The sequence below is a fragment of the Rhizobium sp. YIM 134829 genome, from assembly GCF_046546455.1.
Genome location: NZ_JBKHKI010000001.1, coordinates 983632 through 1008544, shown reverse-complemented (window position 1 = coordinate 1008544; position 24913 = coordinate 983632). Strand labels below are relative to the sequence as shown.

The window sequence follows — 24913 nt, the reverse complement described above, 5'->3', positions numbered from 1 at the left end:
CCTCGTCTATTTCATGGCGGCCGACTATTTGCGCATTAGCCAAAAGCTTAGCATGGGATGCATCGAGATTACTGACGAGCAGGGGAACGTCCTCAAGCAAATCGACCCCAAGCGCCTGCCTTTGGAGAGTTGACAATGGATCGATCGATCTGGAACCACCCGGTCAGTCTGGAAATGTACGGCCACGGCAAATATCGCATTGTGACGAGTGCCAAGGAGGCTAGGAAAGTCCTCCTTAACGAATGGCCTCAAACGGGGAGCCGGTACAATCATCAAGCAGCTGTCGCGATGTGCACTGCTGCACTAAGTGGCGAAGCACAGCCAGAGGCCAGCCGGGAAATCTTCCTAGTAGCTGCCAGCGAGGCGAACATTCCTATTTTTAGCCGGTGACCGTAGAAAGTACTCGACTGTTGGGCATTCTGTCCGCGAGGGATCGACACTGCAACGCGGTTAGGCCAGTAGAGCGGCCGCCTTGAAAGGCACGATATCGACAACCTCCCCATACTCACTCGTGATCTCGAAACGGGACTCGTCGATGATATGGCCGGTCAAAATCTTCTCAGCGAGAATCTCCCGAGCCACACGAAGGGCATCTTGATGAGCATGACAGAGTGTCTCGAAGTCAGCCCCTTCTGGGTCCGACCTGACAATCCCATGATTTCGGACATGAAAAAAGTATCTCGGCATATCGTCCCCTGATGTAACAGCCACCAAACCGTCCGCGGCCTTATCAGTTGCGTACGTCACCGCGCCAATATCCACTTTTGAGCTTGAAGCGTTGGAGAAGGGTCGTGCACCGTACCGAACCTTTCTCTCTGACGAGGGGTTGGGCGCCTCATCCAGCACCAAAGCTGGTACTTGGGGAGGCGCCAATGCCGCGTTACTACTTTCATCTGCACCTCAAGGATTGGGTGATCAAGGATCTCGAAGGGGATGAGCAGCTTGCTTCGATCGTCGCCGCACGGGTCTGCGCGCAGTTGACGATGATGGCGATCCTGTTGAGAGCGCAGTTGACTAGGCGCCGTCTCACATTGGTGAAGTTGCTACGTGGGTAGGTATTTTTTCACCCGCAGCGGTCTAGAACGAATACCGTACTCAAGCTTGATATTCTGCCCGCTTTATAGATGTCCCTCGTTCAAGCGAGAGGGACCCCTAATGTCTGATCAACAAGGAAAGGCACGTCGGCCGAGAGGAAAGAGCGCATTGGGCGACTTCGATCAGGCGAAGGCTGTTGCCGAAGCTGACACGAAAGAACGACTTAAACACCTTGACGCGAAGACGGCGCGGCTGAAGGCAGTGCGCTTGGCACGAGATGATCAACAGGCGGCAAACAAAGTCACGAGATAATCTCCCGCTATAATCTGATGGGGTCGGTGACGGTAAGCCAAGCGTAAGGTCGTGAGGCTAACGTGTGGGATGTGAGGTTAGACGACACTGTCCTTCTCGTGTCGCCGATCTGACGTCATGGCAATGGAGCCCGCAGCAGCGGTGTCTGCGGGCTTCTGCTGCCTATCCGAATCGGATGGGTCGGCGCGACGAAAAGGTCTGCTTCGTATGGCCTTCTTGCGTCCTGGCCACTGGCCGGCGGCGCGATTGATCTCTAGGTCAGCCGTCATGGACACATTCGAAAGCTAGTTCTACGCCATCGTCGGTTCCAATCACACACCAGGCCGAGAGCTTGATGCTGAGCAGTGCCGGGCGTTGACCGCGCTTATCTTCGGCATGCCGACCGTCGAAGTGATCAGAAACGGCGACTTCTTCGAATATGAGGGCTGGAGCCAGGATCAGATGATCTACGTGGCGGTTACAGTCACCAGCGACCACACATTCGGAGCGCAAGCTTTGTGCGCACCTCTCGGCCAATTCGATCGGTAGCGCTTGCCGATCAGACCGCAGAGCCAGATTCCGGATCATGGACCAGGTGGTGGGACGCCGCATTTTGTCACTTGAGTGGAGAAATTCATGCTGGAGAACCATCAACACAATTGCAAGCTGATCAGCGGGGGCGGCATTCCTGGCTGGTGCAATTGTCGCGGTGTCGAAAGATACCCGGGCTCAGTCGAGAAGCTGTTCGACTGGCTTAGATTGGCCTTGAAGCGGATAAGCGAGCAGTAGCAGAGGCGAGGGCGCCTCCAAAGAACCCGTTCCATGCATAACACCCTCGCCTCCAGTCCCGGCAGGGACAGCTTCGAAATGGGCTCTGCCAGAAAATTACAAGACTCAAGATCGACTTGTAGTGGCTCAAGGCTCTTCATGCGCATCTGGTGGGCCGATTCACCTTACTGCGTAATGTTAATTTTTGCTTTCTGAGCAGCGCGCGGTCGCCCGTGCTAGGCACTCATCTGCCGGCATTAGCCGGCGTTTTCAGCACCTAGAAATTTAGGCCTCTGCCGGATTTGCCGGCGGAGGCTGTGCTGCGTTGTGCTGCCGCCCCGCCATCATCTGCCGGGGCCATTCACCTTGTCTTTTGAGATTTATTTCAGGTATCAGAGCAGCGGCCGAACCGTCCTGCCATGTGCTGACCCGCCGGCGTCAGTCCGGCAGTCTCAGCACCAAAAACTTTTGGCCTCCGCTGGCTTGGTAAGGGGGCTGCGCTGCGCATGTCGCCCCTAGAAGACCATTTTTGTTGCCGTGCGGCTACAGAAGACCCGAAACGACGCTGGCGCGAAATGTGAACCTTCCCTCAATCCAGCTCCGTCAAGTAGGAGTTTAGGTATCGGGATGCGCGAGGGGCAGATATGGTAGCACATAGAGAAAATACAGACCTTGAGGCGAGTACAGCTACCACGTTGACGATCAAGCCCGGCGACAGCCTCGGGGGGAACCTCACGTTTGGCGACGCGGACTGGATCAAGGTGATTCTGAAGAAGGGCTATGCTTACGAGTTTGAAATGCGCGGCTCCGTGAGTTGGAGCGCGCTAGAAATTCGCGACCAGTATGGAGCCCTAGCAGATAGAGACAACAACGATCGCGATGACGATTTCTCGACTTCCACACTAAAGTTTGTGGCGCAAAAGACCGGCACCTACTTCATCCGCGCCGGCTCAGCCTATGACGACCGATCTGGCACCTATGAATTGGCGACCAAGGTGATCACGGCGCCCGATTTTGCTTCCTATGACAAGATCGCCAAGCAGCTGGCAACCGACTACCATAAGAATCACGACAAGAACCCGCCTCAGAGTTGGCCCTTGAAGGCCGGTGGAACTCTCACCGTGAACCTGAGCGGACTGAGCAAGGATGGTCGCCAACTCGCGGAATGGGCCTTGGACGCTTGGACTGGCGTTAGTGGGATTAAGTTTAAAGTCGTTGCAGGTACGGCGAAAATCAAGTTCGACGACCGCGGTTCTATTCCTCAGGCTCATTGGAGCTCAGCAGAGGAGGGAAAAATTACGTCTGCAACCGTTGATGTTCCTGTCAGCTGGTTGAAGCAGTATGGGACGCACTATAATAGTTACTCGCTTGCCACCTACATACATGAGATTGGCCATGCCCTTGGTCTCGGGCACGCTGGCAATTATAACTACGAGGCCACTTTACAGAACACCTTGTTTGCTAACGACACGAAGCAGCTGAGCATCATGTCATATTGGAATGTCAACCAGAATGAATGGGTTGCAGCGTCCAATGCTCCTGCGGTCACTCCCATGATTGCAGACGTTCTCGCTATCCAGAAGATCTACGGAAAAACTGCGATCAACATCGGTGATACGAAACACAAATTGAAGCCGGTGTTCATCGAAGGCGATGCTCGGATCACCTTGGTCGATACCGCTGGCATTGATACTGTGGACGCGAGTTGGTCCGCGCGTGTCCAGAAGATCAATCTCAACGCTGAGGCTTTTTCCAGCATCGATGGCGGCCTGAACAATCTCTCTCTTGCGAGGGGAACAGACATCGAGAACGCAATCGGCGGAAAAGCGAATGACTTTCTCTACGGGTCATCGAAGGCAAACATGCTCGAAGGGCGCGACGGAAACGACACGATGGTCGGAGGGGCTGGTAACGACCTCTTGTCCGGCGGCCGCGGGAGCGATCACCTTACTGGCGGCGCGGGGCGCGACACTTTTATCTTCAGCAGCAAACCAGAAGCCGATAGCGTTGATCTGATCATCGACTTCAACGTGAAGCTCGACACCATTCAGCTGTCAGCAAAGGCGTTCAGCGAGGTGGGCGCAGATGGAGCGCTACTACACGAGGCGTTCGTCGTTGGAGACGATGCTGGTGACGCTTCAGATCGCATCATCTACGACCTGCTCACCGGCAAGCTCTATTACGACGACGACGGCAGCGGCTCGCACGCTAAGCAGCTTGTCGCCACGCTCGATAATCACGCCAAACTAACCTCTGACGATTTCATCATCAGTTAGAACGTTCAACGAACCATCCTGAAGGCGCGCACAGCTGAAAGCCGACTGGCCTTTGTCACGACGCCGCCTCATCATCATCTGACGGGGTTGGGACGCTATGTCCGCCAACGCGCCAATAGCGTACATAGGTCAGATAGCCGTCCATTATGGAACTAAAAACGTTATGCTCTAAGTAGTGCGTCTCCCCGTTATCAAAACCATCAAGACGTGATCAACGAGCGCAGTGAGACGCTCGTGCGGGATAGATTTCCCGACTGCATCAGTATTGCGAGCCAGGATCGCAATGATGGTATCGCTTATGAGATCAAGCTCGATCCCCGAGAGAGGCGCATGTCCTTCGTCAGCCGCCCGCCTGGCAAGCTTGTCTAGTTCCACGCGAACAAACAGGGCGAAGCGATGGGAGAGGGTCCGGTAGAGATCGGGATGCGATCTCGCCATCTCGAATGTGGCGGTCACGATCTCCGGGCGGTCGTCGCAGTTTCCCGCCTGCTCCATCAGTGCGATCAAATCGTCCCGCATGGATGTGCCGGGATAATGAGGCGGTTTCATCGGACTGAGCGTCGCGACCGCGTCGGCGACGACGTCCGCTTTCGCGGTCCAGCGCCGGTAAAGGGTCGCTTTCGACACCCGCGCCCGCGCAGCGACATCGGTCATGGTCAGGCCGTGATAGCCCCTTTCGGCTAGGAGCTCGAGCGCCGCTTGGATGATGACGTCGTCACGGCTGCTATCCTGGGTGCGACCCCGTTCTGCGGGCGGCAGACGGCGTTGATGTTCGGTGGTTCTTTGGTTCATGGCACCAATATAGAGCATATGATCCGAAACGCAATAGTACCGCAACCCTTGCGTTTCGTATTGGGCGGTCCTATTCTTAGGAGGACAACGGCGCTCGGCGCTAACCAACAAAGAAAGTCCTTCAATGTCCATATCTCTCATCGGTCCCATCCTCGTCACAGGTGCCACTGGCAAACAGGGGGGCGCAGTCGTCCGGGCCCTGCTACAGGCGCGCTATCCTGTCCGCGCCATGACCCGCGATCCCCAGTCACCAGCAGCACAGGCGCTGGCGGCGCAGGGCGTCGAGGTGGTGAAGGGCGACTTCAACGATGCAGCCAGCCTTGATGCGGCATTGGCAGGCGCGGACGGCGTGTTCTCTATGCAGATGGGATCGCATCCCGGAGATCCGGACACCGAGATCGTCACCGGGAAGGCATTGGTCGAGGCCGCCCATCGCGCGGGCGTTCGTGTCATCGTTCACACTTCGGTTGCTCGCGCAGGGGAGCAAAAGAGTTTCGTCGGCTGGGATGAAGGCCGCTGGGAGCCGCTTTACTGGAACAACAAGGCGGCTGTGATCGACATGGTCAAAGCGCAGGGCTTCCGCCACTGGACGATCCTGAAGCCCGCCATGATCATGGAGGACATCGTGCCGCCGCAGGTGGAGGTCCAGTTCCCCTCGCTCCGTGAGCTCGGTCGGTTTGAGACGTCGATTGCAGCGGACAGCGGCATCGACTGGATCGCGGCAAAGGATATCGGCGCGTTTGCGGCTGCTGCCTTCATTGATCCCGACCGCTTCCACGGTCACGAGATCGACCTTGCCGCAGAAACTTTCACCTTGCCCGAGGTTGCGGCCAAGATCGCGAAGGCCACAGGAAAGCCGGTTACGGCTGTCACCTTGTCGGAAGAGGAGGCGCTCGCGAAACCCCATGGTGCGATGATGCGCCAGCACGAGTCATGGAACAACGTCGAGGGCTATAAGGTCGATCTCGATGCCGTTCGCAGCTGGGGCATTCCGCTGACCACACTCGACCAGTTCATCGAGCAGAACCGCGACAAGTTTGTCATCGGCTAAGCGCCTCCGTGTCCAGTAATTCGACCTGACAATCACGGTTCAAGCCCGGCTGCCTGCTTTCAAAAAGCGGACAGCTGGGCTGTTGACCTAAAAGAAGCGATAGTTTGACGGTGCGAAAATGGACAGTTTGCACCGGTTTCCCCTCTGCGACTTCCATGGGGTTAACTGGTGCAAAAGTCAGGTGCATCTTGAGGTCCGACTTGGGTCCAAAGTTGACACCACCGCCTCATCATCTGATGGGGAGGATCTTCTCGAAGGATGCTTGGCGCAGCTTTGCTTTGACTACTTCGTCAAGCGCACGGCCAACTGCGAGGCGTCGCGGCCGATCGAGGAGAACGCGTCCACGAGAGCGTCTGCGTCTTCCGCGGCAAAGAAGTGGGCATCGGAGGTGGCGCAGGCCTTCAGCAGGTTCTTCCCCTTTGAGGGCGCAAGGAAGGCGACCGTGTAGACGGTGACCTTGTTCTTCCGAGCAGTCTCGCATGTAGCTTTCGTCTCGTCATCAGCCGCCTTGGTGGTGTTGTCGCCATCGGTCATGAACACGATGAATTTCTTCGGCACAAGTTTATTCTTGTCCTTGTGAACCTGATCCTCGTTGCCGTTCGTCAAAGACGAGTAGGCCATTTCCATTGCGTCACTCGAATCTGTTGCTCCCGTCGCGGTCAGCTTGTTGACGTAATCGAGTGTTGTTTGTTCAGTCCAGGTAAGCGCGCTTGGCGTGTTCATTTTGTCGTTGTAGGAGACGGCACCGGTTCGCACATAGGTGTTTGCCGGATCTGCGTCCGTAAGCTGCTTGAGTAGGGCGGCAGTAGCCTGTTTCAGAACTTGAATCTTCGTCAGGTTGAGCTTTTTGGCACTTTCAGCCATCGAGCCAGAGCGATCGAGGACTAGGTACATTGACAAAGCGCTCTCGGTTGCGGTCGTCCCCATCGACTGGCTGCTTGCTGATAGCGTAACATTGCCAAGTCCGAGCATCTTCGACAGTGGCGTCAGTGTTTGACGTGAAGATGCGCTAACAACGATTGTGTACTTCTTGCCGCTCCCGACGCCGGTCGATCCCGTGTCGATGGTGATCTGGGCGTTCTTCGCCACATCATCGGCGTCCTTAGCCTCATCCACCGTCATGCCCGAGCGCTTGGCATTGTACATGGCAATAGCCAGATGGTTGCGGGCGGCGGCCTTCGCCTGGTCGACTGTCATCACTTCATTGGCAAGCCCGGACGATGCGGCGAGGGCCGCGACGTCGACGGCATCCTGAAGTTCGGTCTTGGCCAGCACCAACCGAGTGACATCAATGCCGACACCCGCCGCGCCAAGCAGCAGCGGCATCAGCAGAGCAGTCATCATCGCAAAGTTACCGCCACGGTCGCGGGCAAGTGCACGCGCACCGCATAACAGCGAGTTCCGGCGATCCATCTGTCACTCCATTAGAAAATTCCTGGCTTGATGCTGACAGACAAAGGATAGGTTTCGGTTCACGAACAGTCTTAAAGTTCGCTGAACCTTGCATCGGCTGTGATGCGTCCGCCCCGCCACGTTCTGCTGCTGCGGTCTGACGTAGGTCATGCCATGGCCCACCCATTCGCGGCAGGAGTCGCGACTGACCGAATGCGCGACAGCCATCTTGTCAAGGCGAGTTCAATTGCCCAATGCTGCTCGGCGCGTTTCAACTAAGGCGAAGGCGGCCGCATAGGCAGCATCCTCATCGGCAAATGGGCCAAGCACTCTTGTCTCGCCCTGAAAATCAATCGCTATCGATCGCGTGGAATGGTGGAAAACCACGCGACTACCAAACGGCATCGGCCGTCTCAAACCCTCATCGACATGCAGCGAACTGCCTTCCTGCGTCTGATACGAACCCATCGAAAGCTCGACTCTGCCAGAGCTGAACCCATCCATCCAAGCCCGTCGTTCGTCCGCGTTGTCATGCAGAAACGGGCATTCGAGGGCCTGAGCCTCCCGGATAGAGCCAGCTGCCCTGCCAAGCCCGTGTGCTTTTTCAAGATCTACACGGTCGCCTGCCATCGTTATTCACCATCGCCGTTAGTCGCTTGTCGAATGAACCATACCTTGTGGAACTGGCGTACAGCTTGCCGCCGCGCCCCCGAGCTTTACATGGGGCGGTTGTGCCAAATATGGGTCGATCAAGGGAGGAGCCGTTAGATGAAGGTCAAGTTTTTCACTGACGATGGACGACGCATTGACGAGGACGGCGGTGCCGAATTTTTTGATCAAGCTGCAGCGGAACGCGAAGCACTTTTAGGCCTCATGGATTGGGCGCGCGAGCAGAAGGTGGACGAATTGCCGTTCAAGGGTGCGGTCATCGCCAGCGATGGCGACGGGAGGCCGCTTTTCAGATTGACTTTGAGAGCCTCTATCGATCGGTTCGACGGGCGGCACTCAGAACCTAAAGTTGATGAAGCGCTGTCGTTCGGCCTTGGGTCACCGGAAAATCGATAGTGAGATGCTCGCAGACGGTGGTGCAACTCCTGAGTCCGATCAGCTAGTGGAAGGTCAGACCGGCACCAGGACGACTGTTTAGCACTTTTATAGCCGCTTTTGCGACATCAAGGGCAATCTCCTCGAACAAGATTCCGTCGACGAATGCCACTTCGCCAGATCTCCGATCAATGACCGACCATGCCCCATCCTTGGTCCTGCTCAACTCGAAGCGCTTCTCGTCCATCAAATCGCCCTCGGCCGCAGCGCCCTCAGTCACACCATGACCATCGTCTTATCATCAAGCGCGAAGCTGTCGCCAAGCTTGTCGAACCCAGCATTCTTTCTAGCTAGAAGACCTCAAACCTTGTTCTTGAGGCGATCATGACACAGCAATGCGAGAAGAAGCGTCGGCGAGAGAGAGGGCCTAGCGCGCGGGGTGAATTTGAGCAATCGAAAGCTGTTGCTGAAGAAGTGAGCAGAACGCAGGCCGAGGAGGCGCGGCAAAAAACTGAACGTCTTAAAGCAGCTCGTCTCGCTCAAGCTGGAGATATTCGTTTAACGGAGCTGAATGAACAACAGCCGCCAAGTTCTATTGCTGACTGATCGGTGCCGCCTCGAAAGTTACTGGTAGAGACGACTTCGCATGCAGTATGCTCTACCAGTACCGCTCGGGCAGCCACCACTTCAGCTCATCCCTCGTGTAGGGAATGCTCAACTGATCAAGCTGTGAAGCGTAGTCAAGCGCATATGCCTCAGCTTCTAGAAGGCTTGGGAAGGTTCGTGTCCATGCCGGATGATTCGTCGCCGGAGGATGATAGACCGTAACTGCCTCAGACCCTGGTTGGTGACAGATGAGGAGACGATCATATGCCTCGACCGAGGCCAATTCCGGAAATTCCCTATCTTCGATCATGCTGCTCTCCTCATTCTGAACTGACAGGGTCGCGCTGGAACTATCCGAGAGCGATTGTGTTCAATGCAGTGAGAACTCCTGCCGGATCAAAGGGATCCTGCGCCCTGATAGCCGTCAACCGCCGCCTGTGTTGACGGCTATTTTTTCGTCCTGCCGACTGTGGTCCCCCCGTTCCATTTCGAACAAAAAAGTTGATCGTGATTCCACATTGCCCGGGCGGCTTGATCATCGCTGGTTGCTTCGTCATTCTCTGCTCAGAGTGGGTGTCAGACTTTCAACAGGTGCCCGCTGTTGTGTGCACTTCGGAGATGGCGCGCTTGGACAAGCTAGCTAACGTTGATGAGGATTGGGCGGCTTATGGTGCTCTCGTGATGCAATGCCTCTCCCACAGAGTCAGGCTTTTAGCTGCAAAGCTGCTTTGCGATGGCGAGATATCTGGTCAGGCTTTGGCTGAGGCCACCGGAACTTCACGGGCCCGCATGTCCCAGCACCTCAAGCTCTTTCGGTCTGCAAATCTTTCTGTGCGGAGGAGAGAGGGGTCGACGATCTACATTAGGGTCAACCCCAGATACCGCGAAGCGATTCTCACGCTCATCTCCCTTTGAAAGACTCTGCTAAACCGCACCCCTATGAGATTAACTCCCTTTCAGAAGCTGATCGGGGACAGGCGGTTGGTGCTTAGGGGAGCCGGGTGCCGGAGAATTCTCCGAGATGAACCAACAGGAGGGCTTGGTGCATCCGACACCTTTCCATCCCTAGAGCAGTGTCGCACCCGGGCCTCTGGAGGAGGCCTTCTAATGTGCCACAAGTATCCGCGAGCTGTATACGGGAGCGCCTATCTTCACGTGAACCGTGTTCGCCCTGGCATCAAGAGGTGAGCGAACCCGTAGCGGGAATGGGCATCAGCCTAAAGAATCTGACCAAATACCCAGTCTGTTGCGTCGTAAGCTCCTAGGAGCAAGCTCCCAGCGAGGAGAAAGATGATCAGCAAGAAAATCCAAGTGACGAAGGCTTGTGCATCAAGCTGCAAGCGCCAGTGGCGAGGCGGACGATTCTTCATAGCGAGAACCTTACCGCTAGTCCCTTCACCGGTCACGACCCGTCACTCCAACTTCATCTGATGGGGTTAGGACCGGTCGCAGCCTTAGACCACAGCTTCCATCAATGGGTCTGTGGTCCCTTGGTCTGACCGCGAGCAAGAAAGTTCAACGCATAGGCAGCGGTAGTTGCCACGTCCTGCGTCATCTTATGGAATGTCCGGCCGTCAAGCTGGGCGGTTTCCTTCATCAGCAAAAGGGCGACGTACCAGCTTCCATCTGTATCGGCCCTGGCGAGGTAGCGATTGCGCATTTCCAAACTCGACTGCGATTAGGTTGAATGAGCTGACAATACCCGAAGACACCCGTGCCGGGGCTTTGTCCCACGGCTTTGGATTACTCCCTCATCTTTGCGGGCGATGGGCTGCCAAAACTTTTCGGCTTATGAGAACGGCGAGGATATCGTTCTCGATGTTGGTGATGCAGATGCTCAGAAGATCTGATGCTCTGCCGCGCCTGGGAGAGCTGACAGCGAGGTCGTGAATTGACGCGATCGCATCGAGTTCTGCGTCATGGAGGCTCCCGAAATCCACTCCTTCCTCGTCCTGGAAAAATGTGTCCGGGTAGTGGAAGTGAAGGTAATAGCGGGTCATGGCCACTCTCCAAAGAATGACCCTAGCACGTCCGGAGCTGCGAGCGTTGGAAATTGAAGAGCTGTCGAGCGACGAGCTGTCTACCAACGCTTCAGACGCTACTGCTGGCGGAACTTGGTGAAAGCGGCGAAGCGTGGCAGGAAGGTAGCTTCCGCCGTCTTGCGTGCGAGTTCGTTGCCTGCATCGTCGGAGTTAACGATCGCCTCGATTAGGACCTTCGAGCCGAACTTAAGCGCCTCGCCTGCGATCTCGCACAGCGACAGTTCGGCAACATCCATTGCGGCCTCCAGGGATGCGCATTCCTGACCTTCGTGATCGAAGGCCCGACGACCTTCGCTGATGACGTTGAAGAAATAGGTAGGCATCGCAAGCTCCTGTGCACTTCGAAGCTAACTCAACTGAATCTTTTGGAAGAGGTTTTGTGCGATAGGCGACGCAGTTGACAGTTTCATTCTTAGTCCAGCAGGCGGTTAGAAGGATATAGATCAGCCGATTGGTAGCTCTCAGCCTACCCCGCTGATTGGCGGGGTAGGTGATGACGTGCGGTGAGAAGTGCCGCCTAGCGGCTGGCCGTCTGGAGCAGCCTGCAGAGCCTCACGAGTGCCGCATCGAAGCCGCCGGAGGTCACGTTCCGACAGGTCTTCAGCATCTGCTGGCGGTCAGACCGTGACATGCTGCCGAACTCTTTCAGCGCTGCGACGTCTCTGGCTGATCGGGGAGGGAGGAAGTTGCCTCCCGTGCCGCCCACGCCGGGCGTGGTGGGCTTGGTCGGTCGATCGGGCTTCGTGACGGTTCCCGGGCCGCCGATGCCGACATCTACCCCCAGGCCGGCACCGGTTCCACCGCCAATGCCGAGGCCGACACCGGCGCCGAGGCCGTCGGAACCTCCGACGCTCGCGGAGAGGCCGCCCCTGACGCCGTTCTTGCCGCCGATCGAGGTTCCCAACCCCGCTTTGACGCCGCCCGAGCCGCCAACGCTGGCCCCAACACCGGCGGAAACACCGTCGCTGCCGCCGACACTGGCGCCCACGCCGGTCGTTACGCCACGGCTGCCGCCGATGCCGACGCCAACACCCGCATCAATACCCTTGGTTCCGCCCACACTCGCGCCGACCCCGGCACTGAGGCCGGAGGACGGCTTGCTGGAGACATCTACGCCGGCATTCACGCCTTGGCTTCCGCCGATCGATGCGCCGACACCAAGGCCGGACCCCTGCCCGGATCGGCCGATCCCGACACTGACGCCGTTGCTGCCGCCGATCGACACCCCAACGCCGTGCGAATTGCTTCGATCACGAGCCTCGGCGCTTGCCGGCGCCATCAGCGCCGACGAGAGTAAAGCTGCCATCGAGTACGTTACGAAACGATTATACATCTTATCCTCCTTGATCTCACCAGCATTTTCGCTGGACTGCGGAGTCAATTGAAGCAACCGAGGATAGTTCACGCGCGCAAACGGCGTTTTGTTAAGTTTGCGCGGCGATGTTAAACAGCGCGTTGCGCTATAGATGATCGGGCACGTTTTCGTCCTGAAATGTTACGGAGTACGAACGGTGGTCGAAAATAGAAAACATACTTTTGGCTAAAGAAAAGTCGGCGCCTGCCCTAGGGCCATCTAATGGAGTAGCCACCCCGCGCGTCGTGTCCTGCGGGGTTCGCTAGCTGCATGGCGACCGGCGTCGGCCCAATGACACGGCTCCCGGTCTTCACGTGCGCCCTCGATCTTCGTTATTCCTACTCGAGCTCCGGAATTCGCCAGCCTGAAACAGCACCACCGGCGGCCCGTACTCCCCGATGTTCGGATCCGCTTCTCGGCTCCAGGCGACGACGCCGGCATGCTTGTCGACGAGCGCCCGCGCATCGCGCTTTGCCCTCTCCTCTGAATCCATCTGCCGCGGGTCAAAGGCTTGGACAAGGTTGCCCTCGTCGTCCTTATCGAAGGCTGCCAGCACGATCAGCTTGCCTTTAGACGACATCTTCGGATTCTCTGGGTTCGCTGGATTGCAGCACGTCAGCGTAAGCTCTGGCTTCCTGAAGGGTGTTGAAGTCCCCGCCGATTAAACTGTCATCGTGAAAAACCCGCCAAACTGCCCCATTCTCGGTCCCAACGATGTCGTAGCCATTGACTTTGAGCCGTTTAATGTCGCTGTCCATCTTCAGTTCACTCCTCCCAGAGGTGAGGGGAACGTAACGGGCCGATCAACGAAATCAACGACGGTTTCGGACGCACAGCCGCAAGAGCGTCCGCAAATAAGTTGATGGGGCACCTCGCGCGTTATGTTCTGCGGGATAGGTTCACGCGGTCAAGATCGACCCTCACAAGGCGGCGGCGGATGTCCTTTAAGACTTCCCAGCAGGTGACAAAGTCGATGTCTCGGGAATGGATGCGGACGCTGACGTTGGCAGCACATCAACGTCGTTCAGCACGCCGTCGCTAGGTTTCATAGCCACTGGCTCTGTGCTAAGCCCACGGTATAGGCTCGCCGATCAAAGCACGATGAGTGAACGGACATAGCGTGTACGAGACCTTCGAAAACGACGTCGCTTCAGTCCAATCCATCCCGGCGGTAACGAATATCCTTGATGTCGTTTGTCGAGTGACCGGTATGGGGTTTGCCGCTGTCGCACGTGTGACCGATGAACGTTGGATCGCCTGTCAGGTCTTGGATAACATTCACTTTGGCCTGCCTGCAGGTGGCGAGCTGAAAATCGAAACGACAATCTGCAATGAAATTCGCGACCACCGTCAGATCGTTGCGATCGACAATGTCGCAGAAGATCCCGTTTATTGTAACCATCACACCCCCAGGCATTACGGGCTGCAAAGCTACATTTCAGTTCCAATCGTTTTAGCTGATGGGCGGTTTTTCGGCACGCTATGCGCCATCGACAGTGCGCCTGTGAAGGTCAACACCACACAAATTATCGGCATGTTCAGGCTATTTGCTGAATTGATTGGCTACCACCTCGACACGGCAGAGCACCTCAAGAGGTCGGAGGCAGAATTGAACACAGCGCATGAGCTAGCTGAACTACGGGAGCAATTTATCGCGGTTCTAGGGCACGATCTTCGCAATCCGATCGCAGCAGTGGACGCGGGGATCAACCGGCTAATCCGAAAAGGTTGGACTGATGAAGCGCCGAGAATGCTGGTGATGATGAAGGCCAGCATCAACCGTATGACAGGTCTGGTGGCCAATGTCATGGATCTCGCTCGTTCACGGCTTGGCGGTGGCATTGCCTTGAATATCGATCCTACAGCTAATCTCGTCCACACGCTTGATCACGTTGCCGAGGAGTTTGAGGCATCACAGCTCCATCATTCCATCGAACGGGATTACCGGCTGCCTGCGTCGGGGCTACAGGTCGACCATGCCCGTATTGCGCAAATGGTGTCTAATCTTATTGGGAATGCACTGACTCACGGCTCGAAGGATCACCCTGTTCTGCTTCGCGCGACAATCGATAACGAAGAACTGGTGCTTGACGTCATCAACAAGGGCGAGCCGATCCCCCCTGAGAAGATCGACAAGCTCTTTCATCCGTTCCACCGAGAGGGCACAAACCTTGAAGGTCTAGGCCTCGGCTTGTTTATCGCATCTGAGATTGCCAAGGCCCATAGCGGAACGCTTACGGTGCATTCGGATGAGCAAGCCACCACATTTACGTTTCGGATGCCTATTTTATGACACCGGGTGTTTGTCATTCCCATTCCAGCTGTCCTTGATTTTTTCGCTCAGGGATCGACATGGGTGCCAGATTGTTCCAGCAGATCCGGCCAATCGCAGGGCCGAGGGGAATTATGCAAGGCACCAATCCGGTTTGCAGTCAGCTCTACCGGGACTTCACCTGGGAAGCTTCTCCGCTTGGTGCTCAGGCCAAATGGCCCGTTGAGCTGCGAACGGTGATCAACATCATGCTCGGCTCGTTGCAGCCTATGCTGATCGTATGGGGCCCTTCTCAGATCACACTCTATAACGACGGCTACGCCGCCATGTGCGGAGACCGCCACCCACATGCCTTCGGTCGCCCATTTCGTGATCTTTGGTTTGATATCTGGGAACAGGTCGAGCCTATCATCGAGGCTGCATATGCTGGCCAAGGCACTGCCATGGACGACATCGAATTCCTGATGCATCGCAACGGCTATCCGGAAGAAACACATTTTGCATTCTCCTATACACCGGTACGTGATCCATGGGGCACAGTCCTTGGAATGTTTTGCTCGTGCAACGAGATCACTGCTGAAGTCATGGCGCGACGGGCGGAGCGCACACAGCGCGAGCGGTTCTTGCAGGTGTTCGAGCTAAGTCCCGGTGGGATCGCAATGCTCGACGGCCCTGATCATGTCTTCGACTACGCCAATGCCGAATATTATTCCATGATCGGGCTGGGGCGAGAGATCCTTGGCAAGCCAGTTGCAGAGGCTGTGTCGGAAGTCGTGCGTCAAGGCTTTATCGAGCGCCTCGACAAGGTCTATCAGACCGGAGAACCATTTATCGCCAAGGATTTGCCGATCGAGCTCAACAGAGGCGCTGAGGGGGAGAAACAGAGCCGCTTGATTGATCTCGTCTACCAGCCAATCCGCAGGGAAAGTGGGTCGATAAGCGGGATCCTGGTGCAGGCGCGGGATGTCACTGATCAACGTGCGGATGAGGCGCGGCAGGCAGTGCTGTCGCACGAGCTCGGTCACAGGTTGAAGAACCAGCTTGCCATGGTGCAGGCAATCGCTACGCAAACCTTGCGCAATGCACCCGATCTACCCACGGCTAGGAAGCGTCTCAACGGTCGGATCGCCGTGCTCAGCGCTGCGCACGATACCATTCTGCAAGGCGGAACAGGCTCTTCAACCATCCGGCAGTTGGTCAACGAGATGATTACCTTGCATGACGATCCCAGCCAGCAACGGATCAACGTATCCGGGCCGAACCTGAAGGTCGGTTCGCGACCTGCGTTGTCGATGTCGCTGATCCTGCATGAATTGTCGACCAACGCCCTCAAATATGGCGCTTTGTCAGCGCAGGATGGCCGGATTGACCTCACATGGCGGATCGCTGGCGAACGACATGATCGGCTCGAGCTGATCTGGACGGAATCTGGCGGTCCGATTGTGTCTGAACCAAAAGCGCCAGGGACGGGGATGCGGCTCATCACGGCGGGCCTTAATGGAACCAGCGACTGTTCTGTTGAAATCGACTATCGCCCATTGGGACTGCAATGCCGGATTATCGCAGACCTCGAGACCTTTCAGAAGGAACATTGATGGCGGGGTCCAGTCAACCGGTGCTGGTTGTGGAAGATGATGGCTTGATCCGTATGGATCTGGTCGACCTTCTGACGGAGGGCGGCATCGATCAGATTCTGGAAGCCGCCAATGCAGATCAGGCTCTTCGTGTTTTAGAAACGCAGTCGGCGGTCCGAGCCGTTCTGACCGATATCGATATGCCCGGCTCGATGAATGGCCTGAAGTTGGCTCAATTGACGGCTGAACGTTGGCCAGATTGTCGGATCGTAGTAATCTCGGGACGGTACCATCCAGAACAGGGGGCCCTTCCTGAAGGTGCCCGCTTTCTATCAAAACCCCTTTCCGAAAGGCGGCTCCTGCAGATCCTTCAGGAGCTGGATATCGTCGGCAGTCGCCCGAAGAGCTAGACGCTGCAATGCATGTCCAATGGTTCGGTGTCTCGGCTATACTGCCCGCTGGATAGGAGCTCCTCAATGCCAAGCGGTAATGTTTCAATGTTCACATCCAGTCCAGCGCCGAAGGTGATCACCTTCGATTGCTACGGGACGCTTGTGCAATGGTACGAGGTGCTGCTGAGAGAAATCAGCAGCATTCTTGCTTCTCAGGGCAAGGATGCGTCACGCGCTTCTGCGGTGCTGGATACGTTCTCAGAGCATTCGCGTCGTCTTGAAGCTGAACGTCCTCATCGGCTTTACAAGAGCATTCTGCGCACCGGCTTCTATGCGGCTCTGTCAGAGCATCGTCTCGATGCCAGCGAAGGTGTCGTGGAACGCCTTGCCACTTCTATTCCCACTATGGGCCCTCATCCCGAGGTTCACGGCGCTCTGCAACGGCTAAGCCAGCATTACAAGCTCGCGATCCTCACGAACTCAGATGAAGATGTCATCGTTCATAATGTCGCGCGCCTCGGAGTACCTATCGACTACGTGATCACAGCCGAGCGGGCCCAGGCCTACAAGCCATCCCTTCAGCTATTTGAGTTCGCCTATCAAATGATGGGGGTAACGAAAGACGAGACAGTTCATGTCGCCATGGGCATGTTCCTCGATATGAAGGCCTGCCATGAACTTGGAGTAAGCAGTATTTGGGTTAACCGGCTAGGGCAGCAAGGCAATCCGGACTGGCTGCCTTATACGGAGGTCTCCAACCTGACGGAAGCAGCAGCACTACTCCTGCCTCCCCAAGTCTAGGCGCACCTTAGCCAGCTCTGTCTTCTTGAAAGGTAGGTGCAGGTTCTCTGCAACCCTGCCTGATCGGCGAGGCCTGGGGGTAGCAAGGGCAAGGGTCGTAGGCGGCGGGCGCAAAACCGTCAGCGCGGAGCCTTAGGAACCGCCCGCTCGCCGGCGCGAGAGGCAGCGCCCCTGAGTTTCCTCTGTCTTATCATTGCTAAGACGAGAGGATTGCCCGCTTGCATCGCCCAACAGGTCATGGCCTGCTAGAGATGCTAGCTAAAATTAAGGGAGTAAGCTGGTTGCCTTACGTCTACACCGCCAAAGATCCGCTCTCATCGCTCACTGCACACATCGTGAGTGCCTATGTCGGAAGACACATATTACCGGCGGGGGATCTGCCGAACCTCATCACACGGGTCCACCAAGCTCTTGACGGTTTAGGGGATCAGACAGGAGAACCAGCTGAGCCGGAGAAGCCCGTTCCTGCGGTATCAATCCGCAAGTCGGTGCAGGACGAATATCTCATCTGCCTGGAAGACGGCCAGAAATTCAAAAGTCTCAAGCGCCACCTCATGACCCACTATGGCATGACCGCAGATGATTACCGGTCTAAATGGGGGCTGCCATCCAATTATCCGATGGTCGCCCCCAGCTACGCTGCGAAGCGCTCAGAGCTCGCTAAGGCAAATGGCTTGGGCCAACCCCGTAAGAGTCCCCACGTGGCGCGAGAGGAAGGCGAGGCCATGTCTGAAAAGATCCAGAGCACTCCCAAAAAGGCAAGAAGGCAGAGCGCTGGAACCAAACGCAATCCGCGACCCAAGAGTAAGCAGACGTCTGAGGCCGCCGAATAACAAAGTGGCCGTCAGTGCAAGAATGAGCTGAAGCGCCGCGGCTGGAGCTTTCTGCCGCGGCATTCGTTTGTGTCTTGGGCCTTGTCTAAGCGGCCGACGTGGGCGCCTTCGGATCCCACGGGTTGTCTCGGCGCCACGGGTTGAGGTGCTGGTCGCTGTAGCCCGTGAACACGAGATCGTCAGGCTTCTGGCCGCTCATCGTTGACAGCAGCTCGAGGACTGAGAAAGCGAGCCGCTCGAACGCAAGGCGCTCTTCCTCAAGCACGGTCGTGCGCTGGGAGGCCGGTACATGCTCCCAAATGCGGTGAAAGCGATGGGTGAGCTCGCAGACCTGAATCGCGGCGCCGGCGATCGTCTGGGCTTTATGCTCGGTCAATTCCTGGCGGAGATCGAACATAAGATCCTCAGCCACCATCGCAGCGTCACGGCTTCGACGCCGGGAGGCCGCGTGACCCTGTCCGGAGGCAGCTTCGAAGGCCTCGAATTTCGCTGCAGCTTCGGCGACTTCGATGGCGGTACGCACAACAACGTCGCGCTCTGCGTCCTCTCCGGTGAATGCTTTGCTGGTCGACATGTGGCTCTCCTTGCTTTGAGTTGTAATGGCGGATCCCAATGCCAGTAGGCAGCCGGGATATATTGTATGTCAATCATGCTGTTGTCGGCGGATGTCGTACTACACAACGGACATAGCCAGACCTGCCAGTGATCTGGAATTTGATTCGACCGATTTACTAGGGCGCCTCCGTGTCTGTTCGTCTCGCTTCTGAAAAGCCTAACGTCTTGGCGGCTCAAAGAGATCAAAAAGTTCGGCCAAGTGTGTTGAGCGATTTCGATCTTCATGATAGATTTAGATCAAAATGAGCGGCTGTCAACAGGTTTAAATCAAATTGAGCGAATTAGATCAAATCTTCGGGTATCAGATATCGGCTGCTCGCTCGCTTTTGGGGATGGGGCAGTCGGAACTCGCAGAGGCTGCCGCTATCTCAATCCCCACGCTGCGACGGATGGAAGCGAGTGACGGGCCTGCTTCTGGCCTTCGCAATAACGTCATGGCCGTCCGTCGAGTTCTGGAAGCGGCCGGAGTGGTCTTCATCTCCGAGAATGGCGGCGGTGCCGGCGTCCGGCTTGCGAAGCCCAGGGGCTGACCATGAACACCTGCTGGCGCTTGGTCTTCTCGATCTCCGTCTTGCTGCTTGACGCCGCTATCCCTGACGGCGCGGCTGCAATCGACATGTGCCGCGGCGGCGACCGCGCAGCTCGCAAAGTAACCTGCGTGGTCGATGGCGATACGGTCTGGGTGGACGGCGTGAAAATGCGTCTACTGGATATCGACGCGCCGGAGATGCATGGGCAGTGCCAGGCCGAGACGCAGCGAGCGAACGAGGCTGCCGACCGCCTCATGACGTTGATGGACAGTGGCTTCGCGATCGAGGACAGCGGACAGAAAGACCGCACGTCAGATCGGCGTGCTCTGGTGCGCGTTCGCCTCGGGAACGGCCAGGATGCTGGGGCGATGCTGATGCGAGAAGGCCTTGCTCAGCCATGGCCCAATAAGGGCAACGTGTGGTGCGAATGAGCGGCTGGATTGAAGCCTCGTCGCTTAAAATCATTGTGAGTTAGCCTCGTAACCGTCTCCAGACTGGAGACAACATGAAGATTTCTCGATCAGAGTGGCTTGCCTCATCGGCGCAAAACCGCTCGCCTCAGCACATGCGAAACCTCTGCGCGCTGATAGCGGTTGGGGACGAATACATAGCCAAGGGGCGTCCTCTCGCTGCTATTCTCCTTAGTCAGATGGATGGCTTCGTGCAGTTGGCAATCGCAGAGCATGCTAATTACTGGACATCAGATGGCACTTTTCGGATCTGAAGCCGCAAGTTGCTAAACAGCGAATTCGAAATGAAGACGTGCAGCCGGTGCGGGAAGGTCTCTCAGCTTTCCGGGCACGCAGCATGACCCGACACTCGCCCTGCGATAATCTGACGGGGTTTTGTGATCGCAAGCCGAGCGCAAAGTCTTACGGCTAAACTGTTCACGTGAGCTCAGTCCACCTTGTCCTTTTCTGTGGAGCTATCCTGCCGACATGGCAATGACGTCACGTGGAAACTTCGCTCCATAACTTCATTGAGCGAGACGCAGCCATCATTCGGTTGCCAGTCCGACTAATCTAGTTCCAGAAAGCTCTTTACAGGCGCCTCGTATAGCACTTTAACTGGCTAACGTTTTCGGGGGGCGCACCAATGGCATTCTATTCAACTGGGTCTGTGACGGTCGAACAGCTTCGGAGCGGCACGGGGACAATATCTAAGTATGAGACGGTCGTTTTTCCTGATCAACAGGCTGGCGCGTTCTTCTTCAAAATCGATAAACCTCTCGAGGGCCAACAAATCGCGGCCCTATCGGATGTCTCTGTTGTGGATTTTGGGGATGGAGCAGGCTTAATACAGAACGTCGCTCAGCTTGCTGACATCAAGGTGTACCAGGTTGTCCAATATACGCCTGAGGGGGGTCAACCTCAATTAGAGCTGGTGAGCATTGAGCGTAATGTCCAAACGCTGCAAGATGAGTTATTAGCCAAAAAGTTCCCTTCTGCTGTCAACAATTCAATATATGTGGTCGGTGAAGTTGGAGAGGGCTATGGATCTGAAGATAACAACGACGTATACACCTATTTCGACGAATTCTACATTTCAGTTAGCGGTGATCGAGGAGTATTTGACCAGGTTTATGGTCAGTTTGGCCTAGATGCTCCCAATGATGGTCGTGTGCTGCTAACTGTTTCGAACATAACTGGGGCCCGTGATCTCAATTGGGGCAACTGGCTCGACACCGTTCGATACGATGACACCCCGCCGACACAAACTGAGCTCCAAGTCGACGCCGCAGTAGATGATAGTCTCGATGAACACTTGATGGACGTCTCAAAAAAGAAGGTCGAAGTCAGCCTGTTAAAGGACGAGCTTGCTCTGGCTAAGGAGCGCCTCGACAATCTGGAGGACATCGACAACCTGGAGACAGGCTTGGTGGTTCTCAAAGGCCTAAAGGCAGCCGGCGATCTGGCATCTCTAGGTTTGGCTTTCACCGGAGTCGGCGCGGCGCGAGCAGGCCTTGTTGCAGCGAAGGATGTCATTTCGGAGCTTGCGTCGTCCGACAAACTTGCATCCGACCTCGCCAAAACCTTCCAAGACCCTTCACTTTCTAATATCAATTCCACGTACATAAGCTTCACAACAGTTCTTACGAAGTCTGTAGGGCTGAAGGGCGTTTTCTCGCAAGCTTTCAGCGCGGCGAAGGCGACGAAAAGTGCGTATGATTTCTATGACAGCACCGATCGCTGGTGGAATGACAGAGACGGCGTAAAATCTTCGATTGAGGATGCTACCAAGAAGATTGAGTCGCTCGAGGATAAAATTGACAAGATTGAGAATGCTTCGGGAACGTCGAAGCTCACGTTCCAGTCAACGAAAAATGTTCTCACTATCAACGGCGACGGCGGTTCGATCAAATTCTTGATTGGTGATGGTTACAAAGCGCTTGTTACCTTGAACGGAACGTCCCCTGCTCAGTTGGCTGCGTCAGGAAAAGTTACCAACTACATCCTTGGCGATGACAAGCAGACTGTGGCGCTGAAGGCTGGGGCGTTCATCGTCGACGGCGTGGCCTCCGCGGCCGATTTCGTGGACATCGCCGGAACAATCAAAGGAGCCAAGCTCGTTTTCTCGGATGATGATTGGGTGAGCATCAACTCTTCCAGCCTCTCGGCCGACATTCACGGCGTCAATTTGGTGAAGTTTGCGGATGCGCTCATTGCCGGGTCGGCAAACGACAAACTTGTTGCCAATAAGGTCGTGACGTCCATCTACGCTGGAGGTGGAGCGGACAAAGTTACCGGTGGAGCCAACAGCGATAAGTTGTTTGGTCAGGATGGAAACGACACGATCAATGGGGCGTCCGATAAAGACACGCTCGTTGGTGGCTTCGGAAAGGATACACTGAGCGGTGGAAGTGGTGCAGACACGTTTGTGTTCACCAGCTTAAGCGAGAGCAGCAACCGAAAGGCGGCGGCGGATGTTATCAAAGACTTTGCGGCCGGCGACCAAATCGATGTGTCCGGAATAGATGCGGACGCTGACGCCAGCGGCAACCAGGCTTTCTCCTTCCTCGGCAATTCGAAGTTTACTGGAGACGGTGGAGAGCTGATCTTTCAAAAAAGCGGGAAGAATGTCTACGTCGCGGGAGACGTCGATGGGGACATTGTTGCGGATTTCTTCATTCGATTGGATGGGGTCTCGTCCCTTTCAAAGGGAGATTCCATTCTTTGATTAAGCTCGTGCCAGCGGTTGGATGCCTGTGGCGGCGATTAGACATCTGGCACGGCTTCGATAGTAGTTTCCGGAGGTAGTCTTCTAATTGGACAGTCTCGCCGCAAGCCGTCATCAAATCGCATAGTTCTTGCGCGGATGGTGTGCTGAAGCCAGTACCTTGATGTCATCTAACAGGGCACGCCCAGAACACTGAGAGGCCTCCCAGAGTGGGAGCCTTTTTCCATCCAGGACACTACGCGCTCCACCAACGCTCGAACGCTGTCCGGCGCTTGCCGGCACCCGATTCTATATGAACGCTGAATTTGGCAAGGCTGAAACGGAAACGTACGAGTCTATCGGCCGGCGGGTGCAGTCTTTGCGTCCGAGAGCTTCCAAAGCATCGCTCACCCGTTGTCCCGAAGCCCGAAGTCGTTTTGACAGGCGTCGGGCTTTGGATCGGCAATCGCTTCTAAATCGACGAACAGAACAAGCGGCTCAGTCGCATTGAGGGTGCGCTCAAGATCTGTCCTGATCGTCGGCGGGTGAATTCGAACAAAAGCTAGACGAGTTGCTCGATCGGACCGACCCACAGCGCGAAATCGGGGTGGCCAGATTGATGTTTATAAAAAGAAATAGGAGCTCTTGAAAAAGATAGGGTCATCGAACTTTATAGCGAAGTCGGCGACCTTATCTCCGTTCAAGTCCGCAGAGACAATTGTATCATAGGGGGTTCGCTCATAGCGCAGCTCGCCTGCTTTGCCGTGAAAGTCGCCATCCCCGATGAACTTGAAGGCCTGATTGCCTACTGCTTTCAGGTTCGCATCGATTTTTGTCAGGTCGACACGATCCCGCTTCCCCACGAAGTCAAAGATCTCGTCCTGACCAGCGCGAGCGACGGTGCTTTCCTTTGCCGACGTATATGCGAAGACGTCTGCGCCATCGTCTCCAAACAGTTTGTCGCCTCCAAGCCCGCCGATGATTGTGTCATTACCATCCTGCCCGTGAAGTCGGTCGGAGCCACCGCGACCGAAGATACGATCGGCGCCGTCGCCGCCAATAATATCGTTGGCCTTCGACGTACCGCGAATGACTTCCTCAGCATCTGTAACTGCCAAAGTGATGCGCTGCTCCGTAGTGGCACCGTTTTGATCCGTCGCGACAATGGTGAAAGACGTTTTGCGAGCGGATTCGAAGTCCACCGCCGTCGCCAGCTCCAGTTCATTCCCTTCAACGGAGAAAAGCGCTCCCAGATCGTCCTTGATTGAAAAGGTGATGCTGTCCCCGTCAGCATCGAATGCAGAGAGGTGGGCAACTACGCTGCCAGTGCGCGTGGACTCAGCGATCGAAAGAGTGTCGATGGATATGTTTGTTGGAGCCCGGTTCTCCCTTTCGTCATCGACCCACACTGTGATCGATGAAGTGCTTGAGGCTCCAAGATCATCAGTCGCCTTGAACGAAAATCGAAAACTGGCGGCGCTTTCGTAATCGAGAGGTTTGAGAAGGATGAGCTGGTCGCCCTCCAGCCGCACTGTGCCATTCGCATCGTCAACAAGGGAGTAGGTGACTGGGTTGCCCTCAAAATCGATCGCAGAAACTCGTCCGATCACAGTCCCTGCAGTTGCAAACTCGGATATCCGAGAAGCCGACAGGCTGAGGAATGAGGGGCTTGTGTTGGTGAAATCGACCACGCCATCCACGAACTGGAGCACCTCTACATTGTAGAGCTTGTCGCTGCCATCGGGGCTGCCGAGACGGAGGTCTTGGATAGTTACGGTGGCGCCAGCACCGGACGAGTAAACAGCCGAGAAGGCATAATCGCTCTTATGGCTGCTGAAGATTACGGTGTCTTTGCCGCTTCCAGCAAAGACAATTTGATCGCCGAACGTCGCGCTGATGGTATCGTTGCCCGCCGTGCCGTACACTTCAGTAGCCATTATTTTCCCTCTTGACCCACCACTATTGCTTTCGTCCCATAGCGGTACGCCATTCAGGTGATCATGGCCAAGTGCAAATTTGCGGGTTTATGCTCGTAGCGCTAGCGAACCGCGCAGCACTCACAATAGGCTCACACGGGAGCGCTGCGAAT

At 56.0% G+C, this 24913-nt stretch carries 27 protein-coding genes; 14 read left to right on the top strand and 13 right to left on the bottom strand.

Annotation, left to right across the window (positions count from 1 at the left end):
* Positions 1-135: 135 nt before the first annotated feature.
* Positions 136-390 carry a DUF982 domain-containing protein gene (locus ACLE20_RS04905; RefSeq protein WP_410939094.1) on the top strand — a complete coding sequence of 85 codons (255 nt, stop codon included), beginning with the start codon at positions 136-138 and terminating at the stop codon, positions 388-390.
* Between the two features lie 60 nt (positions 391-450).
* Here the strand turns inward: ACLE20_RS04905 and ACLE20_RS04900 are convergent, their stop codons facing one another.
* Positions 451-687 (bottom strand): DUF6894 family protein, encoded by a 237-nt coding sequence (locus ACLE20_RS04900; protein ID WP_410939147.1) that lies wholly within the window; start codon positions 685-687, stop codon positions 451-453.
* 185 nt (positions 688-872) lie between these two features.
* On the opposite strand from ACLE20_RS04900, the gene ACLE20_RS04895 reads away from it, so the two are divergent.
* Both ACLE20_RS04895 and ACLE20_RS04890 read left to right on the top strand, forming a co-directional pair.
* A complete protein-coding gene (locus ACLE20_RS04895) occupies positions 873-1055 on the top strand; it encodes a hypothetical protein (protein ID WP_410939093.1) in 183 nt (60 codons plus the stop codon).
* 1734 nt (positions 1056-2789) lie between these two features.
* On the top strand, positions 2790-4370 hold the full coding sequence (locus ACLE20_RS04890; protein ID WP_410939092.1) for a M10 family metallopeptidase: 1581 nt from the start codon (positions 2790-2792) through the stop codon (positions 4368-4370).
* A gap of 168 nt (positions 4371-4538) precedes the next feature.
* On the opposite strand, the gene ACLE20_RS04885 is transcribed toward ACLE20_RS04890, so the two are convergent.
* Positions 4539-5303, bottom strand: coding sequence for a TetR/AcrR family transcriptional regulator (locus ACLE20_RS04885; protein ID WP_410939091.1), 765 nt, complete (start codon positions 5301-5303; stop codon positions 4539-4541).
* Here ACLE20_RS04885 and ACLE20_RS04880 point away from each other — a divergent pair.
* Entirely contained in the window at positions 5287-6213 is a 927-nt protein-coding gene (locus ACLE20_RS04880) for an NmrA family NAD(P)-binding protein (RefSeq protein WP_410939090.1), read from the top strand. The genes ACLE20_RS04885 and ACLE20_RS04880 overlap by 17 nt on opposite strands.
* 282 nt (positions 6214-6495) lie before the next feature.
* Here ACLE20_RS04880 and ACLE20_RS04875 read toward each other — a convergent pair whose 3' ends face one another.
* Together ACLE20_RS04875 and ACLE20_RS04870 are read right to left on the bottom strand one after the other, a co-directional pair.
* The gene (locus tag ACLE20_RS04875; RefSeq protein WP_410939089.1) at positions 6496-7626 is read right to left on the bottom strand and encodes a vWA domain-containing protein; all 1131 of its coding nucleotides are present in this window, start codon (positions 7624-7626) and stop codon (positions 6496-6498) included.
* Between the two features lie 222 nt (positions 7627-7848).
* On the bottom strand, positions 7849-8235 hold the full coding sequence (locus tag ACLE20_RS04870; protein ID WP_410939088.1) for a hypothetical protein: 387 nt from the start codon (positions 8233-8235) through the stop codon (positions 7849-7851).
* Positions 8236-8373: 138 nt separating this feature from the next.
* Between ACLE20_RS04870 and ACLE20_RS04865 the strand changes: the two genes are divergently transcribed.
* Positions 8374-8670 carry a DUF6894 family protein gene (locus tag ACLE20_RS04865; protein ID WP_410939087.1) on the top strand — a complete coding sequence of 99 codons (297 nt, stop codon included), beginning with the start codon at positions 8374-8376 and terminating at the stop codon, positions 8668-8670.
* A 43-nt stretch (positions 8671-8713) separates the two neighbouring features.
* Here ACLE20_RS04865 and ACLE20_RS04860 read toward each other — a convergent pair whose 3' ends face one another.
* Positions 8714-8896: a hypothetical protein gene (locus ACLE20_RS04860; RefSeq protein WP_410939086.1), complete on the bottom strand. Its 183-nt coding sequence runs from the start codon at positions 8894-8896 to the stop codon at positions 8714-8716.
* A gap of 137 nt (positions 8897-9033) precedes the next feature.
* Between ACLE20_RS04860 and ACLE20_RS04855 the strand changes: the two genes are divergently transcribed.
* Positions 9034-9255: a hypothetical protein gene (locus ACLE20_RS04855; protein ID WP_410939085.1), complete on the top strand. Its 222-nt coding sequence runs from the start codon at positions 9034-9036 to the stop codon at positions 9253-9255.
* A gap of 1471 nt (positions 9256-10726) precedes the next feature.
* Here ACLE20_RS04855 and ACLE20_RS04850 read toward each other — a convergent pair.
* The 6 genes from ACLE20_RS04850 to ACLE20_RS04825 form a co-directional block, all read right to left on the bottom strand.
* Positions 10727-10915 carry a hypothetical protein gene (locus tag ACLE20_RS04850; RefSeq protein WP_410939084.1) on the bottom strand — a complete coding sequence of 63 codons (189 nt, stop codon included), beginning with the start codon at positions 10913-10915 and terminating at the stop codon, positions 10727-10729.
* Between the two features lie 91 nt (positions 10916-11006).
* Positions 11007-11255, bottom strand: coding sequence for a DUF6894 family protein (locus ACLE20_RS04845; RefSeq protein WP_410939083.1), 249 nt, complete (start codon positions 11253-11255; stop codon positions 11007-11009).
* Positions 11256-11353: 98 nt separating this feature from the next.
* Complete coding sequence (locus ACLE20_RS04840; protein WP_410939082.1) at positions 11354-11620, bottom strand: DUF6894 family protein; 267 nt, start codon at positions 11618-11620, stop codon at positions 11354-11356.
* Between the two features lie 194 nt (positions 11621-11814).
* Positions 11815-12630: a hypothetical protein gene (locus ACLE20_RS04835; protein WP_410939081.1), complete on the bottom strand. Its 816-nt coding sequence runs from the start codon at positions 12628-12630 to the stop codon at positions 11815-11817.
* Positions 12631-12961: 331 nt separating this feature from the next.
* The gene (locus ACLE20_RS04830) at positions 12962-13231 is read right to left on the bottom strand and encodes a hypothetical protein (RefSeq protein ID WP_410939080.1); all 270 of its coding nucleotides are present in this window, start codon (positions 13229-13231) and stop codon (positions 12962-12964) included.
* On the bottom strand, positions 13221-13409 hold the full coding sequence (locus tag ACLE20_RS04825) for a hypothetical protein (protein WP_410939079.1): 189 nt from the start codon (positions 13407-13409) through the stop codon (positions 13221-13223). Before ACLE20_RS04825 ends, ACLE20_RS04830 begins: the two co-directional genes overlap by 11 nt.
* Positions 13410-13771: 362 nt before the next feature.
* Between ACLE20_RS04825 and ACLE20_RS04820 the strand changes: the two genes are divergently transcribed.
* The 5 genes from ACLE20_RS04820 (at position 13772) to ACLE20_RS04800 (ending at position 18523) form a co-directional block, all read left to right on the top strand.
* Positions 13772-14944, top strand: a complete 1173-nt coding sequence (locus tag ACLE20_RS04820) for an ATP-binding protein (RefSeq protein WP_410939078.1) — start codon at positions 13772-13774, stop codon at positions 14942-14944.
* A 59-nt stretch (positions 14945-15003) separates the two neighbouring features.
* Entirely contained in the window at positions 15004-16518 is a 1515-nt protein-coding gene (locus tag ACLE20_RS04815; RefSeq protein ID WP_410939077.1) for a sensor histidine kinase, read from the top strand.
* Complete coding sequence (locus ACLE20_RS04810; protein WP_410939076.1) at positions 16518-16907, top strand: response regulator transcription factor; 390 nt, start codon at positions 16518-16520, stop codon at positions 16905-16907. The genes ACLE20_RS04815 and ACLE20_RS04810 overlap by 1 nt, the downstream gene beginning before the upstream one ends.
* A 66-nt stretch (positions 16908-16973) precedes the next feature.
* A complete protein-coding gene (locus ACLE20_RS04805; protein ID WP_410939075.1) occupies positions 16974-17690 on the top strand; it encodes a haloacid dehalogenase type II in 717 nt (238 codons plus the stop codon).
* A 281-nt stretch (positions 17691-17971) separates the two neighbouring features.
* Positions 17972-18523 carry a MucR family transcriptional regulator gene (locus ACLE20_RS04800; protein WP_410939074.1) on the top strand — a complete coding sequence of 184 codons (552 nt, stop codon included), beginning with the start codon at positions 17972-17974 and terminating at the stop codon, positions 18521-18523.
* An 85-nt stretch (positions 18524-18608) separates the two neighbouring features.
* Here ACLE20_RS04800 and ACLE20_RS04795 read toward each other — a convergent pair whose 3' ends face one another.
* Positions 18609-19097 carry a hypothetical protein gene (locus tag ACLE20_RS04795; RefSeq protein ID WP_410939073.1) on the bottom strand — a complete coding sequence of 163 codons (489 nt, stop codon included), beginning with the start codon at positions 19095-19097 and terminating at the stop codon, positions 18609-18611.
* 313 nt (positions 19098-19410) lie between these two features.
* Between ACLE20_RS04795 and ACLE20_RS04790 the strand changes: the two genes are divergently transcribed.
* The 3 genes from ACLE20_RS04790 (at position 19411) to ACLE20_RS04780 (ending at position 22845) form a co-directional block, all read left to right on the top strand.
* Entirely contained in the window at positions 19411-19668 is a 258-nt protein-coding gene (locus tag ACLE20_RS04790; protein ID WP_410939072.1) for a helix-turn-helix domain-containing protein, read from the top strand.
* 2 nt (positions 19669-19670) lie between these two features.
* A complete protein-coding gene (locus tag ACLE20_RS04785; RefSeq protein ID WP_410939071.1) occupies positions 19671-20099 on the top strand; it encodes a thermonuclease family protein in 429 nt (142 codons plus the stop codon).
* 664 nt (positions 20100-20763) lie between these two features.
* The gene (locus ACLE20_RS04780; RefSeq protein ID WP_410939070.1) at positions 20764-22845 is read left to right on the top strand and encodes a calcium-binding protein; all 2082 of its coding nucleotides are present in this window, start codon (positions 20764-20766) and stop codon (positions 22843-22845) included.
* 602 nt (positions 22846-23447) lie between these two features.
* Here the strand turns inward: ACLE20_RS04780 and ACLE20_RS04775 are convergent.
* On the bottom strand, positions 23448-24761 hold the full coding sequence (locus ACLE20_RS04775; RefSeq protein ID WP_410939069.1) for a cadherin domain-containing protein: 1314 nt from the start codon (positions 24759-24761) through the stop codon (positions 23448-23450).
* Between the last annotated feature and the right edge of the window lie 152 nt (positions 24762-24913).

Excerpts from the sequence above, each read along its gene's own strand:
- ACLE20_RS04875 (WP_410939089.1), bottom strand. The coding sequence starts at position 7,626 with ATGGATCGCCGGAACTCGCTGTTATGCGGTGCGCGTGCACTTGCCCGC.
- ACLE20_RS04830 (WP_410939080.1), bottom strand. The coding sequence starts at position 13,231 with ATGTCGTCTAAAGGCAAGCTGATCGTGCTGGCAGCCTTCGATAAGGAC.
- ACLE20_RS04845 (WP_410939083.1), bottom strand. The coding sequence starts at position 11,255 with ATGACCCGCTATTACCTTCACTTCCACTACCCGGACACATTTTTCCAG.
- ACLE20_RS04825 (WP_410939079.1), bottom strand. The coding sequence starts at position 13,409 with ATGGACAGCGACATTAAACGGCTCAAAGTCAATGGCTACGACATCGTT.
- ACLE20_RS04835 (WP_410939081.1), bottom strand. The coding sequence starts at position 12,630 with ATGTATAATCGTTTCGTAACGTACTCGATGGCAGCTTTACTCTCGTCG.
- ACLE20_RS04785 (WP_410939071.1), top strand. The coding sequence starts at position 19,671 with ATGAACACCTGCTGGCGCTTGGTCTTCTCGATCTCCGTCTTGCTGCTT.
- ACLE20_RS04850 (WP_410939084.1), bottom strand. The coding sequence starts at position 10,915 with ATGCGCAATCGCTACCTCGCCAGGGCCGATACAGATGGAAGCTGGTAC.
- ACLE20_RS04795 (WP_410939073.1), bottom strand. The coding sequence starts at position 19,097 with ATGTCGACCAGCAAAGCATTCACCGGAGAGGACGCAGAGCGCGACGTT.
- ACLE20_RS04880 (WP_410939090.1), top strand. The coding sequence starts at position 5,287 with ATGTCCATATCTCTCATCGGTCCCATCCTCGTCACAGGTGCCACTGGC.
- ACLE20_RS04870 (WP_410939088.1), bottom strand. The coding sequence starts at position 8,235 with ATGGCAGGCGACCGTGTAGATCTTGAAAAAGCACACGGGCTTGGCAGG.
- ACLE20_RS04775 (WP_410939069.1), bottom strand. The coding sequence starts at position 24,761 with ATGGCTACTGAAGTGTACGGCACGGCGGGCAACGATACCATCAGCGCG.
- ACLE20_RS04865 (WP_410939087.1), top strand. The coding sequence starts at position 8,374 with ATGAAGGTCAAGTTTTTCACTGACGATGGACGACGCATTGACGAGGAC.
- ACLE20_RS04805 (WP_410939075.1), top strand. The coding sequence starts at position 16,974 with ATGCCAAGCGGTAATGTTTCAATGTTCACATCCAGTCCAGCGCCGAAG.
- ACLE20_RS04810 (WP_410939076.1), top strand. The coding sequence starts at position 16,518 with ATGGCGGGGTCCAGTCAACCGGTGCTGGTTGTGGAAGATGATGGCTTG.
- ACLE20_RS04815 (WP_410939077.1), top strand. The coding sequence starts at position 15,004 with ATGGGTGCCAGATTGTTCCAGCAGATCCGGCCAATCGCAGGGCCGAGG.
- ACLE20_RS04885 (WP_410939091.1), bottom strand. The coding sequence starts at position 5,303 with ATGAGAGATATGGACATTGAAGGACTTTCTTTGTTGGTTAGCGCCGAG.
- ACLE20_RS04895 (WP_410939093.1), top strand. The coding sequence starts at position 873 with ATGCCGCGTTACTACTTTCATCTGCACCTCAAGGATTGGGTGATCAAG.
- ACLE20_RS04840 (WP_410939082.1), bottom strand. The coding sequence starts at position 11,620 with ATGCCTACCTATTTCTTCAACGTCATCAGCGAAGGTCGTCGGGCCTTC.
- ACLE20_RS04900 (WP_410939147.1), bottom strand. The coding sequence starts at position 687 with ATGCCGAGATACTTTTTTCATGTCCGAAATCATGGGATTGTCAGGTCG.
- ACLE20_RS04860 (WP_410939086.1), bottom strand. The coding sequence starts at position 8,896 with ATGGACGAGAAGCGCTTCGAGTTGAGCAGGACCAAGGATGGGGCATGG.
- ACLE20_RS04905 (WP_410939094.1), top strand. The coding sequence starts at position 136 with ATGGATCGATCGATCTGGAACCACCCGGTCAGTCTGGAAATGTACGGC.
- ACLE20_RS04855 (WP_410939085.1), top strand. The coding sequence starts at position 9,034 with ATGACACAGCAATGCGAGAAGAAGCGTCGGCGAGAGAGAGGGCCTAGC.
- ACLE20_RS04780 (WP_410939070.1), top strand. The coding sequence starts at position 20,764 with ATGGCATTCTATTCAACTGGGTCTGTGACGGTCGAACAGCTTCGGAGC.